At 65.4% G+C, this 14,356-nt stretch carries 15 protein-coding genes; 10 read left to right on the forward strand and 5 right to left on the reverse strand.

Annotated elements, in window-relative coordinates:
* Window positions 1–190 precede the first annotated feature (190 nt).
* The 10 genes from RBB31_RS02140 (at window position 191) to RBB31_RS02185 (ending at window position 9,632) form a co-directional block, all read left to right on the forward strand.
* Window positions 191–1,567 carry a 1-acyl-sn-glycerol-3-phosphate acyltransferase gene (locus RBB31_RS02140; protein WP_306127600.1) on the forward strand — a complete coding sequence of 459 codons (1,377 nt, stop codon included), beginning with the start codon at window positions 191–193 and terminating at the stop codon, window positions 1,565–1,567.
* Between the two features lie 133 nt (window positions 1,568–1,700).
* Window positions 1,701–2,993 (forward strand): crotonyl-CoA carboxylase/reductase, encoded by a 1,293-nt coding sequence (gene ccrA / locus RBB31_RS02145; RefSeq protein WP_306127602.1) that lies wholly within the window; start codon window positions 1,701–1,703, stop codon window positions 2,991–2,993.
* 223 nt (window positions 2,994–3,216) lie between these two features.
* A complete protein-coding gene (locus RBB31_RS02150; RefSeq protein WP_306127603.1) occupies window positions 3,217–3,438 on the forward strand; it encodes a hypothetical protein in 222 nt (73 codons plus the stop codon).
* On the forward strand, window positions 3,377–4,102 hold the full coding sequence (locus RBB31_RS02155) for an autoinducer binding domain-containing protein (RefSeq protein ID WP_306127604.1): 726 nt from the start codon (window positions 3,377–3,379) through the stop codon (window positions 4,100–4,102). Before RBB31_RS02150 ends, RBB31_RS02155 begins: the two co-directional genes overlap by 62 nt.
* Before the next feature lie 95 nt (window positions 4,103–4,197).
* Window positions 4,198–4,833: an acyl-homoserine-lactone synthase gene (locus tag RBB31_RS02160; RefSeq protein WP_306127605.1), complete on the forward strand. Its 636-nt coding sequence runs from the start codon at window positions 4,198–4,200 to the stop codon at window positions 4,831–4,833.
* 123 nt (window positions 4,834–4,956) lie between these two features.
* Window positions 4,957–6,492, forward strand: coding sequence for an AAA family ATPase (locus tag RBB31_RS02165; RefSeq protein WP_306127606.1), 1,536 nt, complete (start codon window positions 4,957–4,959; stop codon window positions 6,490–6,492).
* A complete protein-coding gene (locus RBB31_RS02170; protein WP_306127607.1) occupies window positions 6,489–7,199 on the forward strand; it encodes an SDR family oxidoreductase in 711 nt (236 codons plus the stop codon). Before RBB31_RS02165 ends, RBB31_RS02170 begins: the two co-directional genes overlap by 4 nt.
* Window positions 7,200–7,404: 205 nt before the next feature.
* Window positions 7,405–7,749 carry a DUF2794 domain-containing protein gene (locus tag RBB31_RS02175; protein WP_306127609.1) on the forward strand — a complete coding sequence of 115 codons (345 nt, stop codon included), beginning with the start codon at window positions 7,405–7,407 and terminating at the stop codon, window positions 7,747–7,749.
* 16 nt (window positions 7,750–7,765) lie between these two features.
* On the forward strand, window positions 7,766–8,899 hold the full coding sequence (locus RBB31_RS02180) for a pyridoxal phosphate-dependent aminotransferase (protein WP_306127610.1): 1,134 nt from the start codon (window positions 7,766–7,768) through the stop codon (window positions 8,897–8,899).
* Window positions 8,900–9,191: 292 nt separating this feature from the next.
* Window positions 9,192–9,632, forward strand: coding sequence for a hypothetical protein (locus tag RBB31_RS02185; RefSeq protein WP_306127611.1), 441 nt, complete (start codon window positions 9,192–9,194; stop codon window positions 9,630–9,632).
* Here the strand turns inward: RBB31_RS02185 and RBB31_RS20540 are convergent.
* The 5 genes from RBB31_RS20540 to gpmI form a co-directional block, all read right to left on the reverse strand.
* The gene (locus tag RBB31_RS20540) at window positions 9,567–9,902 is read right to left on the reverse strand and encodes a GNAT family N-acetyltransferase (protein ID WP_371931282.1); all 336 of its coding nucleotides are present in this window, start codon (window positions 9,900–9,902) and stop codon (window positions 9,567–9,569) included. The two genes, RBB31_RS02185 and RBB31_RS20540, sit on opposite strands and share 66 nt — an antisense overlap.
* 3 nt (window positions 9,903–9,905) lie before the next feature.
* Window positions 9,906–10,031, reverse strand: a complete 126-nt coding sequence (locus RBB31_RS02190; RefSeq protein ID WP_306127612.1) for a hypothetical protein — start codon at window positions 10,029–10,031, stop codon at window positions 9,906–9,908.
* 164 nt (window positions 10,032–10,195) lie between these two features.
* Window positions 10,196–11,542 (reverse strand): S41 family peptidase, encoded by a 1,347-nt coding sequence (locus RBB31_RS02195; protein WP_306127613.1) that lies wholly within the window; start codon window positions 11,540–11,542, stop codon window positions 10,196–10,198.
* Window positions 11,543–11,550: 8 nt separating this feature from the next.
* A complete protein-coding gene (locus tag RBB31_RS02200) occupies window positions 11,551–12,690 on the reverse strand; it encodes a murein hydrolase activator EnvC (RefSeq protein WP_306127614.1) in 1,140 nt (379 codons plus the stop codon).
* Window positions 12,687–14,204: a 2,3-bisphosphoglycerate-independent phosphoglycerate mutase gene (gpmI, locus tag RBB31_RS02205; protein WP_306127615.1), complete on the reverse strand. Its 1,518-nt coding sequence runs from the start codon at window positions 14,202–14,204 to the stop codon at window positions 12,687–12,689. The genes RBB31_RS02200 and gpmI overlap by 4 nt, the downstream gene beginning before the upstream one ends.
* Window positions 14,205–14,356 lie beyond the last annotated feature (152 nt).

Raw genomic sequence — 14,356 nt, forward strand, 5'->3', positions numbered from 1 at the left:
TAGCTGGCATTGCTACCCCGAAATGCGGAAGCTCACTTCATTCGCCAAGGTAAACTTGAGAGATTGATTTCGGCTGTGTTGTTGCACCGAAAGAGCAATCTAATATTCGCTATATCATTTGCCGCAAAGCGATGCCCCCCAAACCCGTTTTCCTTTGTACCCCCTCCCGCGGGCTGGCATGGTGCGCTGAATGACGCAAACGGTTGAACTTCCCCTCTGGCTGCTGGTGCTGATCCTGCTCTTCGCAGCCGTCACCTTCGCCTCGCATTTCCTGTTCCCCTCGGTACGCTGGTTCTTCCGCCGCCGGATGGAGCGGGTGGTGGCGCGACTGAACGAACGGCTGGAGCGCAAGATAGAGCCGTTCAAGCTCGCGCGCCGCTATGACATGATCCAGCGCCTGATCTACGACCCCGAGGTCAGCAAGGCCATCGCCGAGCACGCGCAGGAAAACGGCATCCCCGAGAACGTGGCCTTCGAGAAGGCCAAGCGCTACGCGCGCGAGATCGTCCCCAGCTTTTCCGCCTTCGCCTATTTCGGCATCGCGATCCGGCTGACCAAGCTGCTGAGCACGGCGCTCTACCGCGTTCGCATGGGGCGGTTCGATGAAAAGGGGATCGGCACTATCGACCCCGATGCCACGATAATCTTCGTGATGAACCACCGCTCGAACATGGACTACGTGCTGGTCACCTGGCTCGCCGCCGAGCAATCGGCGCTCAGCTATGCCGTGGGCGAATGGGCGCGGGTCTGGCCCCTCAGCCGGCTGATCCGCACCATGGGCGCGTATTTCATCCGGCGCCGGTCGCTCAACGCGCTCTATCGCCGGGTGCTGGCGCGTTATGTCGGCATGGCCACCGATGGCGGCGTGACCCAGGCGGTGTTCCCCGAGGGCGGCCTGAGCCTCGATGGTGCGCTGGCCAGGCCCAAGCTGGGCATCCTGAAATACATCATCGAGGAACGCGAGCCGGACGGGCGCGACGTGGTCTTCGTTCCGGTCGCCGTGAACTATGACCGAGTGTTCGAGGACCGCATCCTTGTCGCCGCGGGAAAGGCGGGCAAGCGCCGCTTCGGCGCGCGGATCAGCGTGGTGGCGGGCTTCGTGCTGAAGCAATTCTGGCTGTGGATCACCCGGCGCTATCACCGCCACGGCTATGCCGCGGTCAGTTTCGGCGCGCCGGTGTCGCTGTCGGCGTTTCAGCGCGAACACCCGGGCGCTCCGGTCGAAACCCTGGGCGACCGCCTGATGGCGCGGATCGGGCAGGAGGTGCCGGTGCTGCCGGTGCCGATGGTCGCCCATGCCCTGCTGGAGGCCGGAACGCCGCTGCCCGAGGCAAGGCTGAAACAGGTGCTGTCCGAGATGGCTGGCAGCCTTGGCCAGGCGCATGTTCACATCGCGCGCGAGGACATGGATTATTCCGTCGAGGCGGGCCTGCGCATCCTGCGCAAGCGCGGGCTGGTCCGCGACACGGCACAGGGCATCGAAATCGTGCCCGAAGAGCGCGACCTGCTGGTCTATTACGCCAATTCCATCCGGCAGTTTTTCGCAGATGCGGCGCAAAACGAGTGATTTTTCTGCGTCTGCAGGGTTATAAAATTTCAAAAACCCATAAGTCGGCATTGCATTGTTGCGTGATGGAAGATATTTCAGAGCGGACAGGCGCGATTCTGCATCGCGGCAAACGCATATGAAGGAGGCCCCGATGGCTCTGGACACCGAAACCGGAATCGCACCCTACGACGCGCCCGAGAAAGACCTCTACGAGATCGGCGAGTTGCCGCCCCTGGGGTATGTGCCCAAGCAGATGTATGCCTGGGCCATCCGCCGCGAGCGGCATGGCGAGCCCGACAAGTCGTTCCAGGTCGAGGTGGTGGACACGCCGACGCTCGACAGCAACGAGGTGCTGGTGCTGGTGATGGCCGCGGGCGTGAACTACAACGGTATCTGGGCCGGCTTGGGCGAGCCGATCAGCCCCTTCGACGGGCATGGCGCCGACTATCACATCGCCGGCTCCGACGCCTCTGGCGTGGTCTGGGCCGTGGGCGACAAGGTCAAGAACTGGAAGGTGGGCGACGAGGTCGTGATCCACTGCAACCAGGACGACGGCAACGACGTGCACTGCAACGGCGGCGACCCGATGTTTTCGCCCACGCAACGCATCTGGGGCTACGAGACGCCCGACGGATCGTTCGCGCAGTTCACCAACGTGCAGGCGCAACAGTTGATGCCGCGGCCCAAGCACCTGAGCTGGGAAGAAAGCGCCTGCTACACGCTGACGCTGGCCACCGCTTACCGGATGCTGTTCGGTCACCACCCGCACGAGCTGAAGCCCGGGCAGAACGTGCTGGTCTGGGGCGCGTCGGGCGGCCTTGGGTCCTTCGCTATCCAGCTGGCCAACACGGTGGGTGCGAACGCGATCGGCGTCATTTCCGACGAGGACAAGCGCGATTTCGTCATGTCGCTGGGTGCCAAGGGCGTCATCAACCGCAAGGATTTCAACTGCTGGGGCCAGCTGCCCAAGGTGAACAGTGCGGAATACAAGGAATGGTTCACCGAGGCGCGCAAATTCGGCAAGGCGATCTGGGACATCACCGGCAAAGGCAACAACGTCGACATCGTGTTCGAACACCCCGGCGAGGCGACCTTCCCGGTTTCGGCACTGGTGTGCAAGAAGGGCGGCATGGTCGTCATCTGCGCCGGCACCACCGGGTTCAACTGTACCTTCGACGTGCGCTACATGTGGATGCACCAGAAGCGCCTGCAGGGCAGCCACTTTGCCCACCTGCAACAGGCCTCATCCGCCAACAAGCTGGTGATCGAGCGCCGCATCGATCCCTGCATGTCCGAGGTCTTTCCCTGGGAAGAGATCCCGGGCGCGCACATGAAGATGCTGCGCAACGAGCACAAGCCGGGCAACATGGCGGTGCTGGTGCAATCCCCGCGCACCGGGCTGCGCACGGTCGAGGACGTGCTGGACGCCGGCAAGAAAGGTTAAGACTTCTCCCTGACGGGCCGGTCCGGCCCGCATCTGGCCTGCGAATCGGTGTCCCGGTTCGCAGGCTTTTTTCCATGTGTTTCGGGCAGAATCAGCGATTTCAGAGGATTGGAAATCGCGCCCTCACCATTTTTGGGGAGGGAAAAAGCGCGAATACGGCAATAAAGTTTAACATGCTAAAGTTGAGTTAATCTTTCGTTAACTACTCCCGTAGGAGGCTCACATGCAGAACGAGTGGATACTGGACGTCCTGGCCGATCTCAGGACCTTTGCTCGGCAGAACGGTCTTTGGGAACTCGCCGAACAGATCGACGACACGAGACTCGTCGCGGCGGCGGAGCTGGCATCTGAATCGACGCCGGCGCGGGAAGGGACGATTGGGTATGAACGTGCAACCGCCGCGGCGGCTGGAACCGATTTTGGAAGACCTCGAACGCGCCTGTGACCCGGCGGACCTGCAAAGCCTGGCAGACCGCCTGCGCGAGCTGTTTCAAATCGATCATCTCATCTATCACTGGGTCAGCGCCGCGGGCGACCAGTATGGCTGCGGGACCTATCCGCAAGCCTGGATTGATCGCTATATCGAAAAGGACTACCTGCGCGTAGATCCGGTCGTAAAGGCGTGCTACCAGCGGTTCCACCCGGTCGATTGGAAGCGGCTGGACTGGTCCGGCAAACCCGAGCAGGCCTTCCTGAAGGAAGCGCTGGATCACGGGCTGGGCAACCAGGGCTATTCGATACCCCTGCGCGGGCCCAATGGGCAATTCGCGCTCTTTACGGTGAACCACCGCTGCGACGACGACGCCTGGGCAGCGTTCACCGAGGCGCATCGCCGGGAGCTGATCCTGTGCGCGCACACGTTCAACCAGAAGGCGCTGGAGTTCGAGCCCGACCGCGCCCCCGCGCCCGCGCGGCAACTCTCCCCGCGCGAGGTGGATGCGCTGACGCTGCTGGCGTTGGGCTATGGACGGGCACAGGTGGCCGACACGCTGTCGATCTCGGAGCACACGCTGCGGGTTTATATCGAATCCGCGCGCTTCAAGCTTGGGGCGATCAACACCGTCCACGCGGTTGCCCGCGCCATCAGCCAGGGATTGATCGTGATCTGACCCCGCCTGTCAACGCAACGCGCGGTGCCTGCATGGGCGTTTAACAAGTTGGCGGGACTTTTCCTCTTATCAAAACGACAGAGGGGAAACCGCCCGTGCTACGTTATCTTTATGCCGATCAACTGACCCGTTTCACCAAGCTGGCCGAGGGCATGTTCCGCGACCGGGCCGACCGGTTCGGAACCCGGCTGGGCTGGAACGTTACGGTCGATGCGCAGGGGTTCGAGCGCGATGAATACGACGCCCTCAACCCGCTTTACGTGATCTGGGAAGGAGCGGATGGCCGCCACACGGGCTCGATGCGGTTCCTGCCCACCACCGGGCGGACGATGATCAACGAGCATTTCACTGATATCATTGGCGGCGGTACGATCCAAAGCCCGCATATATGGGAATGCACCCGCTTCTGCCTCGCGCGCGGCGCCGAAAGGCGGGTCGCGGCGGCGCTGATGCTTGGCGGAGGCGAGTTGATGCGCCACTTCGGGGTGCAGCATTTTGCCGGTGTTTTCGACGCGCGCATGGTGCGCATCTACCGGATGATCGGCGCGTCGCCCGAGGTTCTGGGCAGCGTGGGCACGGGGCGCGACCGGATCAGCGTGGGCCTGTGGGAGTTCACCGACGCCGCCCTTGTGCAGGTGGCCCGCCGCGCCGGTGTGACCCCGCAATTGAGCGAAGGGTGGTTCCGCCGCAGTTTCGGCGACGAGCGCCAGCCGTTCGCGCAATCCGCCTGATCTGCGCAGCACCGGAATTCTCTAAAATTCCGGGCCGGAAAATTGCAATTTTCCGATCCGATTTCTTGCAAGAAATCGGCCCCCGCGCTGGTGCCGGCCAAAGCGCGGTTGTAGGATCGCGCCATGTCCCAGACCGCGCTCACCTATTCCGACGACCAGGCCGAGGCCCATGACCGCATCGCCGCCGCGCTGCGCGAGGTGGGCGTGGACCTTGACGAGGGGATGCTGACCCCGCCGCGCGAGGGCAAGTCCCGCGTGATGGCCGTTGTCGGCAAGGCCGGCTCGGGCAAGACCCTGCTGCTGGCCGCCCTCTACCGCGCGCTGGAAGAGGCCGGCGTCGACGTGGTGTCGGGCGACTGGGAAGGCCGCCGCCGCAAGGACCGGCGCACGCTGGCCATTCTCGCCCCCACCAACAAGGCCGCCAGCGTATTGCGGATGCGCGGCGTGCCCGCCACCACCATCCACCGCATCCTATACACCCCCGTCTATGACCCGGAATACGAGCGCATCGCCGAATGGCTGGCCGGCAATGGCGACAAGCCCGAGATCGAGGGCCTGACCGAGGAGGCGCTGGAACGCGCGCGGCTGTTCTACGGCACGCACAAGTCCATCCCGGGGGCGCTGGCTGCCGCCGGTCTCAGGGGCAGCGATTTCATCACCGGCTGGAAGCGCCGCGAGGAACCGCTCGATATCGGCTTCATCGACGAGGCCTCGATGCTGGATGAAAAGCAATACGAGGATCTGCAGGAGATCTTTCCGACCCTGCTGATTTTCGGCGATCCGGCCCAGCTTGCCCCGGTGAACCAGTCCGGCGCGATGGTCTTCGACGGGTTGCCCGCGCCCGCCAAGCTGACGCTGAACCGCATCCACCGGCAGGATGCCGACAACCCGATCCTCGATCTGGCGCACGCCCTGGGCGACCCCGAGGTCGGGTTTCAGGATTTCGAGCGGCTGGTCGAGCAGAAGGCGGCGCAGGACGACCGCGTGCAATGGGCGCAAAGGGTCGAGGTCGACCTGATGGCGCGCAGCCCCGTGCTGGTCTGGCGCAACGCCACGCGCATCCGCCTGATCAACGCCTTCCGCGCCGTGCATGGCGCGCCCGAAACCGAGCTTCTGGAAGGCGAGCCGCTGATCTGCGACGGTCTGGAACTGCCGCTCAAGCACCGCAAGAAACGGCTGGACCTCGAGGCGCGCGGCCTGATCAAGGGCGCGCAGGTGATCTATCTGGGCGCGGGCCGCAAGCCGGGCTTTTCCCGCCTGCACGTGATGGGCGCCGAGGACCCGCGCGTCAGCGCCGCCAGCATCGTCAAGATCGAGAAGCCCGACGAGGAAGAGCCCTTCATCCCCTTCGCCGCCCGCATGGGCGCCACGTTTCTGCATGGCGCGGCGGTGACGATCCACAAGGCGCAAGGTTCGCAATGGCCCGACGTGCAGGTCTTTGCCCCCGATATCTACGCCGCCGCCCGCATGGGCCGCACCGAGGCGGGGCAGCCCTTGTGGAAGCGTCTGGCCTACGTCGCCATCACCCGCGCCGAGGAGCGTCTGCACTGGGTCGTGCGCAACCGGCTGTCGAAACCCACCGGCGCTCTGCGCATCGACGACCTGCGCGCCGCCCCCGCGCCCCTGGAACTGGAAATGGAGGCAGAGACAGAGCTATGAAATCCATTCTGATCACCGGCGCAAGCTCTGGCATCGGGCGGGCCACGGCCGAGGTATTCCTCGACGCAGGCTGGCGGGTGGGCCTGCTGGCGCGTCGCGCCGAAAAACTGGCGGAACTGGCACAGGGCCGCGAGGCGGTCGTCCTGCCCGCGGACGTGACCGACGCGGGCGCCATGGACCGCGCCTTCGAAACGTTTCTGGGCAAGACCGGGCGTCTGGATGCGGTGTTCAACAACGCCGGCATGTTCGGCCCTTCCACCACACCCGACGCGGTCAGCGTCGAGGAATTCGACCAGGTCATCGCCGTCAACCTGCGCGGCATGTTCATCACCGCGCGGTTGGCCTTCGCGGCGATGCGCGCGCAGGACCCGCAGGGCGGTCGGATCATCAACAACGGCTCGCTCTCGGCCTATGTGCCGCGTCCCGGCTCGATCTGTTACACCACGTCGAAACACGCGATCACCGGCATGACCCGCTCGCTGTCGCTGGATGGCCGGCCTTTCGACATCGCCTGCGGGCAGATCGATATCGGCAATGCCGAAAGCGAACTTGTGGCCGGGCTGAAGCAGGCCAGTCCCGAAATGCAGACGATGAACGTGGAAAACGCCGCCCGGTCCGTCCTGCACATGGCCGAAATGCCGCCCGAGGCGAACGTCCAGTTCATGACGGTGATGGCGACGAAGATGCCCTATATCGGCCGGGGGTAGAGAGCCGCGCGATTGCCAGCCCGCAGGATGGCGACCCGAAAGCTGTTCAGTTCGGGCGCACGCTCACACTCGGGCCTGACCGGAAGATCTCTGCCCCGCGCGACCCCGGATCAAGTCTCTGATGACGCCGGCACCACACAGCCGGATGACCGACGCAAACCACAAACCCCTTGCCTCGGGGCCCGTTTGCCGCAACTCTGAAAAAATGACATTCCAACCCACCTCCCCGTTCCCGCCTCATCCCGGTGCGCCTGAGGTGGCCTTTCACCGTACCGAACTTGCCGCGATCCTGTCGGTCTATGGCCGCATGGTCGCTGCCGGTGAGTGGCGCGATTACGGGATTTCCAGCCTGCGCGACGTGGCCGTTTTCTCGGTCTTCCGGCGCACCGCCGAAAACCCGCTCTACCGCATCGAAAAACGCCCCAAGCTGAGAAACCGGCAGGGGCAGTACGCGGTGATCGGCATGGACGGGCAGGTGCTCAAGCGCGGTCACGACCTGCGGACGGTGTTGCGCGTGCTGGAGCGCAAGCTTATCCGCGCGGTGGACTGAACCGACAGGAACACCAATGACGACGCTGCCCGAATTCCGGCTCGAAACCCATTTCGCCAAGTGGGAGTTCAAGGCCCGCCACCACCTGACGGCCTCGGACGCCGAAAGCATGGCGCTGCCCGAACTTCTGGCCATGGCCACCGCCGAGGACCGCGCCGGGTTCGAGAACATGTGGCTGGGCTATACCGAAACCTGCGGCGCGCCCGATCTGCGTGCAGCCATCGCCGCAACCTACGCGGGCCAGGGCGCCGACGACATCCTGTGCTTTGCCGGCGCCAGCGAAGGCATCTTTGCGGCCAACGCCGTTCTGCTCGATGCGGACAGCCACGCAATCGTGGTCACGCCCAACTATCAGTCGCATGAAAGCCTGCCGCTGGCCATCTGCGAGGCAACGGGCGTGCCTCTGGATCCTGACGACAACTGGTCGCTCGACCTCGACCGGGTGCGCGACGCGATCCGGCCCAACACACGGCTTTTGACGATCAACTTCCCGCACAATCCTACCGGTGCGATCCTGCCACGGGACCGGTACGACGCCTTGATCGACCTTTGCCGCCAGCACGGCATCTGGATCCTGCATGACGAGATCTTCAACGGTCTCGGCCCGTCGGACGCGCAGCATCTGCCGTTCATCGCCGATGTCTACGAACGCGGCCTGTCGCTGGGCGTGATGTCCAAGTCCTACGGCTTGCCCGGGCTGCGCCTGGGCTGGATTGCCTGCCAGGACCGCGAAGTGCTGAGCCGGATGGAGCGGATGAAGCACTACCTGTCGATCTGCAATTCCGGCCCCAGCGAGCGGCTGGCCCTGATCGCGCTGAAGAACCGCGATGCGATCCTCGCGCGCAACTGCGCCATCGTGGACGAGAACCTGCCCAAATGGGACGCGTTCTTCGCGCGCCATGCCGACCTTTTCGAGTGGCAGCGTCCCGATGGCGCCTGCACCGGCTTCCCGCGCTACCTCGGTGCGGACGGGGTCGAGGAGTTTGCCCGCAAACTGGTGGAGGAGGCGGGCGTCCTGCTGCTGCCCAGCACGATCTACCGCTCGGACCTCGGGCCGACTCCGACCGACCGTTTTCGCCTCGGCTTCGGTCGGCGCGGGCTGGACGACGGGCTGGCGGCGATGGAGGCGCATCTGACGCGCACCGGCTGAAGCGTGCCCCACAAAATTCGTACGAATTTTGTGGGGCCTATCGCAGAGTGTACACCAGGCGCGGCAGCGGCGAGCCCGGGGTCAGGGGTTTCCTGACCTGCTCTCCGTCCAATCCAGACCTATGCTCTGCGCAGGGGCGCGACGCGGAGACTCTACCATGACCAGTACCGACCGGGTGCCGCACGCACCCGTCATCCTGTCCCTCTTCGCGGCAGCGATGGTGGCAGGGGGGCTTTGGGGCGATCCAGAGATTCACTAAACGCACAGGGCAGGGGGCGTTCTTTTTCCACTCATGTTCGTGTTTCCTGTGACCTTTCTGGTCATTACCGCCGCGACGGCCACTCTCTATGTGATCGATCGGTGGGCCTGGAACCGGGATGGCCTGCGGGCCACATCTCATGTCTTGGCCCTCGCGGTTATCGTGATCGCGGTGCCGCTGGGCCAAGTCAACGTCCTTCTGGGAATATTGCCGCTGTTTTTCCTTTTCTACTGGCTTCTGACGGGCCGGTGCGTCGGTACCGGGGCCGGGGTATATCAACCCCACCGCACGCATGACGGCAAGCTGCGGGTGGGCGGCGGTTGGTCGATCCGCCGGAACGGTCCACGCTTTCCCACGACGGGGGTGATCCGGCGCAGTCTACGGGCGACACCCTACGGCATGAGCGTATCAGCCACCTTCAGCGGCGACGGGGCGGAGTTGCTTTACGTATCGATCAACTTTTCGACGCTCTGAAGTTGCAGCCCCACAAAATTCGTACGGATTTTGTGGGGCATACCGCAGATCGTACATCAGGCGCGGCAGCATCAAGCCCGGGATCGTCTCGAACGGGGCTCTGCCTGCCGCGCGACAGCCCATGGCGATATAGAACGGCACCGCGCCGGGGTCGGCCTCGACGATCATCTCGCGCGCGCGCATGTCGCGGGCCGTCCTGACCGTCCATCTGAACAGCCGCCGCCCCGTGTCCGCGCCCATATGCGCGGGATCGACGAAAAGCTTTTGCAGGTATCAGCCGTCATTCCCGTTCGAGACCTGCACCATGCCCAGCAGCGTCTCGCCGTCGACCTCGGTCATGGTCGGGGTGTTCCGCAACTCCGACTCGGTCAGCGTCAGCACCGGCACGCAGGCGGCCATGAACGCCGCGTCCTACCCCCAATAGGCCTTGGACCGCAGGCACAGCGCCGTGAGGTCGGCGACGTCTCGGGGGGAGGGGCGGCGCAAGTCGGGCATGGCGCAGCGTAATACGAAAACGGGCGGGGATTATCCCCGCCCGCGCATTCTTTCGGTGTTCGACCGGCTCAGTCGTATTGCGGTCCCAGCGCCGTCAGGCCCTTGAGGATGTCGATCGCGTAGGCCAGCTGATAGTCCTCCTCGCGCAGTTCGGCGGCTTCCTCGGCCTTTTCGCGCTCTTCCTCGATCTGGCGGATCTCGTCCTCGCTCAGGCTATCATTGTCCAGCCGCCCGCGCAGGTCGGCCTCGGACCGGCCAAAGCGGTTGGCGGCGCCTTCCTCTTCCTCTTCTTCGGTCTCCTCTTCGCGGCGAGGCTGTTCCACCACGATGTCCGGGCTGACGCCCAGAGCCTGGATCGAGCGGCCCGAGGGCGTGTAATACCGTGCCGTGGTCAGGCGCATCGCGCCGTCGCCGCGCAGTGGCATGACCGTCTGGACCGAGCCCTTGCCGAAACTCTTGGTGCCCACCACGATGGCCCGGCGATGGTCCTGCAACGCGCCGGCGACGATTTCCGACGCCGAGGCCGAGCCGCCGTTGATCAGCACCACGATCGGCTTGCCTTCGGCCAGGTCGCCCGGCTTGGCGTTGAACCGCTCGCCATCGTCGACCAGCCGCCCCCGCGTGCTAACGATCTCGCCCTTTTCAAGAAAGGCGTCGGCCACCTCGATCGCCTGGTTCAACAGGCCACCCGGGTTGTTGCGCAAATCAAGAACGATGCCGCTGATACTGTCGATGCCGCCGGCTTCCTCGATCTGTTCGGCCAGACCGCTTTCCAGGTTGCGGAACGTCTGGTCGTTGAACGTCGTCACCCGCAGAACGACGCTCTGCTGTTCGGTGCGCACCCGCACCGCCGTCAGCTTGATCGTGTCGCGCACGATCGAGACGTCGAACGGCTCCGCTTCGCCTTCGCGGACCACGGTAATGATGATCTCGCTGCCCACCGGGCCGCGCATCATCTCCACCGCTTCGTCCAGGGTCAGGCCCAGCACGCTTTCATTGTCCACATGGGTGATGAAATCGCCGGCCTCGATGCCCGCGGTTTCCGCCGGGGTGCCATCGATGGGCGACACCACCTTGACGAATCCGTCCTCCTGGGTGACCTCGATGCCAAGGCCGCCGAACTCGCCGCGGGTCTGCACCCGCATGTCGGCGGCGTCGTCAGGGCTGAGGTAACTGGAATGCGGGTCGAGCGAGGTCAACATGCCGTTGATCGCGGCCTCGATCAGTTCGCCCTCGTCCACCTCCTCGACATATTGCGAGCGGATGCGCTCGAAAATATCACCAAAGAGATCAAGTTGTTCGTAAACATTCGTCGTCTTGGCCGCCTCCTGCGCCAAAAGCGGCGCCGCGACCTGCGTTGTCACGACCGCGCCGGTCAGGCTGCCGACGAGGGCGGCGATCAGAAACTTCTTCATCGGGTTGCTCATCCTTCGCTTGTCTCGAACCAGGTCTCCGGATCGACAGGTTCGTTTTCTTCTCGGACTTCTATATAAAGTGTTTGGGTCCGGGACGCACCCGCATCTTTGCCATTCTCGATCAAGAGAGCGTTAGTGCCTTGCCCGTCCGCGCCCTCTGGCGCTCCCATCAGGCCGATGGGGCTGCCGCCCGGCAGAACCTCGCCGATCTCGCCATAGACCACGTCGAGCCCGGCAAACACCATCAGGAGGCCCGCCTGCGGCTCGAGGATGACCACATTGCCGTAGTCCAGCAATTCGCCGCGATAGCGCAGCGTCGCGGGGGCGGGGGTGGTCACCAGCGCGCGCGGGCGGGCGGCCATCACGATGCCGGGGCGGACGATTCCGGCGGCGTCGGCCTCTCCGGCCCGGCGCAGGATGCGCCCCTCGACCGGCAGGCGCAGGCTGCCCTTGCGGGCGTCGATACCGGGCAGCGAGCCGGGCACCTCGTCCACCGCGATCTCGCTCAGACCGCTGGCGAACCCTTCCAGCGTTTCGGTCGAGGCCACCAGCAGCGCGGTCTTGACCGGGTCCTCGTTGAAACGGCGGGGCAGGCCGGTGCGGTCGGCAATCGCCTGGCTCAGCGCGGTGCGGGCCTCCTGCGCGCCTTGCAGCCCCTCGCGCAGCGTGTCCAGCGCGTTTTCCTGCAAGGTCCGCAAGACGGTCACTTCCTCCAGTTCGGCCCGCAGCGCGGCGGCGCGGGTCTCCAGCGCCGGGGTCACGTCGGACAGGATCATGCCGGACCGCGCCGTGCCGATCGGGCCCGAGGGATGCAACAACAGCACCGGCCCCTCGGATTGCGCCATGCTTTGCAACGCGCCCAGCAGGCGGGCGATCTCGTCCTCGCGCGACTGCAGCCGGCGCGACAGCGCCTCTTCGCGGATGGCGGCGCGGCGCAGCCCTTCGCGCATCGCTTCCAGCCCGTCCTCGTAGGCGCCCACAACCTCGGTCAGCGCCTTGACGCGGTTGGCCGCTCCGTCGGCGGCCTCCATCAGCGCGGCGGCCCGGTTCAGCCGGTCCGACGCCGCGCGCGCATCCGCGCCCGGGTCCTGCGCCGGGGCGGGCGTGGCGGCCAAAAGCGCCAGCGACAGAAACCCCGCGCGGATCATCGCAGCAGACTCTGCCCGGTCATCTCCTCGGGCTTGGGCAGGCCCATCAGGTCCAGCACCGTCGGCGCAAGATCGGCCAGCCGCCCGTCGCGCAGCCGCGCGCCCTCGGGTGCGCCCCTGACAATGACCGGCACCGGGTTGGTGGTGTGTGCGGTGTGCGGCCCGCCGGTCAGCGGGTCGATCATGGTCTCGCAATTGCCGTGATCGGCGGTGACGATGATCGCGCCGCCTGCCGAGTCCAGCGCTTCCAGCACGCGGCCCAGCCCCGCATCCACCGCCTCGCAGGCCCGGATCGCCGCATCGAGGTCGCCGGTATGGCCCACCATGTCCGGGTTGGCATAGTTCACCACGATGAAATCGTACCCCTCTTCGATGGCCCCCACCAGATGGTCGGTGACCTCGCCCGCCGACATCTCGGGTTGCAGGTCATAGGTGGCCACCTTGGGCGAGGCGGCCATGTACCGCGCCTCGCCCTCCTCGGGGGTCTCGCGCCCGCCGGCCAGGAAAAAGGTGACGTGCGGGTATTTCTCGGTCTCGGCGGTGTGGAACTGGCGCTTGCCATGCTGCGCCAGCCACGCGCTCAGCGTGTTGACCGGCTGTTCGTCGGGAAAGATGCAGTCCATGTACCGGCTGTGCTGGCGCGAATACTCGGTGAACCCGCTGACACAGGAAAAGGCCGGGCGCCTGCCGGTGTCGAAATCGTCGAACTCGGGGTCGGCGAAGGCGGCCAGGATCTCGCGCGCCCGGTCGGCCCGGAAGTTCAGGCAAAGCAAACCGTCGCCGTCCTTCATGCCCTGGTAATCGCCCAGCACGCGCGGCTTGATGAACTCGTCGGTGCGGCCCTTGGCATAGGCGTCGTCGATGCCGGTGGCGGCGGTGTCGGCGGTATAGCCTTCGCTGTGGGCCAGCGCCTCGTAGGCCAGCTTCACCCGGTCCCAGCGGTTGTCGCGATCCATCGCGTAATACCGTCCCGACACGGTGGCGATCCGCGCGCCCAGGGGCAGGGCCGCCCGCAGCGCCTCTAGATAGACCTTGGCCGAGGTCGGCGCCACGTCGCGCCCGTCGGTGAAAGCATGGATGGCCACCGGCAGGCCGCGCGCGGTCAGCGCGTTGGCGGCGGCGATCATGTGACCGATATGGCTGTGCACGCCGCCGTCCGACAGCACGCCCAGCAGGTGCGCCGTGCCGCCCGCCGCCTTGACCTTTTCGGCGAACCGGATGATGCCGGGCAGGTCGCCGAAGGTGCCGGTCTCGATCGCCCGGTCGATGCGCCGCAGGTCCATCTCGATCACCCGGCCCGCGCCGATATTCAGATGTCCCACCTCCGAATTGCCCATCTGCCCCTCGGGCAGGCCCACGTCATGTCCGTGGGTGACCAGCGTGGCATTGGGACAGCTCTGCATCAGGCCGTCGAAATGCGGTGTCGCGGCCAGCAGGGGCGCGTTCGCCTCGCGCTCCTCGCTCAGCCCCCAACCATCGAGAATACACAGAACTACGGGTTTGGGCGCGCTCAATCCTGCCTCCTGAATCCTTGGCCGCTTCTAACCCGTCTCGCCCGGGGGGTGAACCGCTTTCTTGCCCGCTTCCTCTGGCCGGGAATATCCCGGGGAGTTTGAGGGGCAGCGCCCCTCATACATGCAAAGAGCGTGGCGCAGCCACTCCGCCA

Origin of the sequence: Roseovarius sp. MMSF_3350, from assembly GCF_030733425.1 — a bacterium.
Classification (GTDB): domain Bacteria; phylum Pseudomonadota; class Alphaproteobacteria; order Rhodobacterales; family Rhodobacteraceae; genus Roseovarius.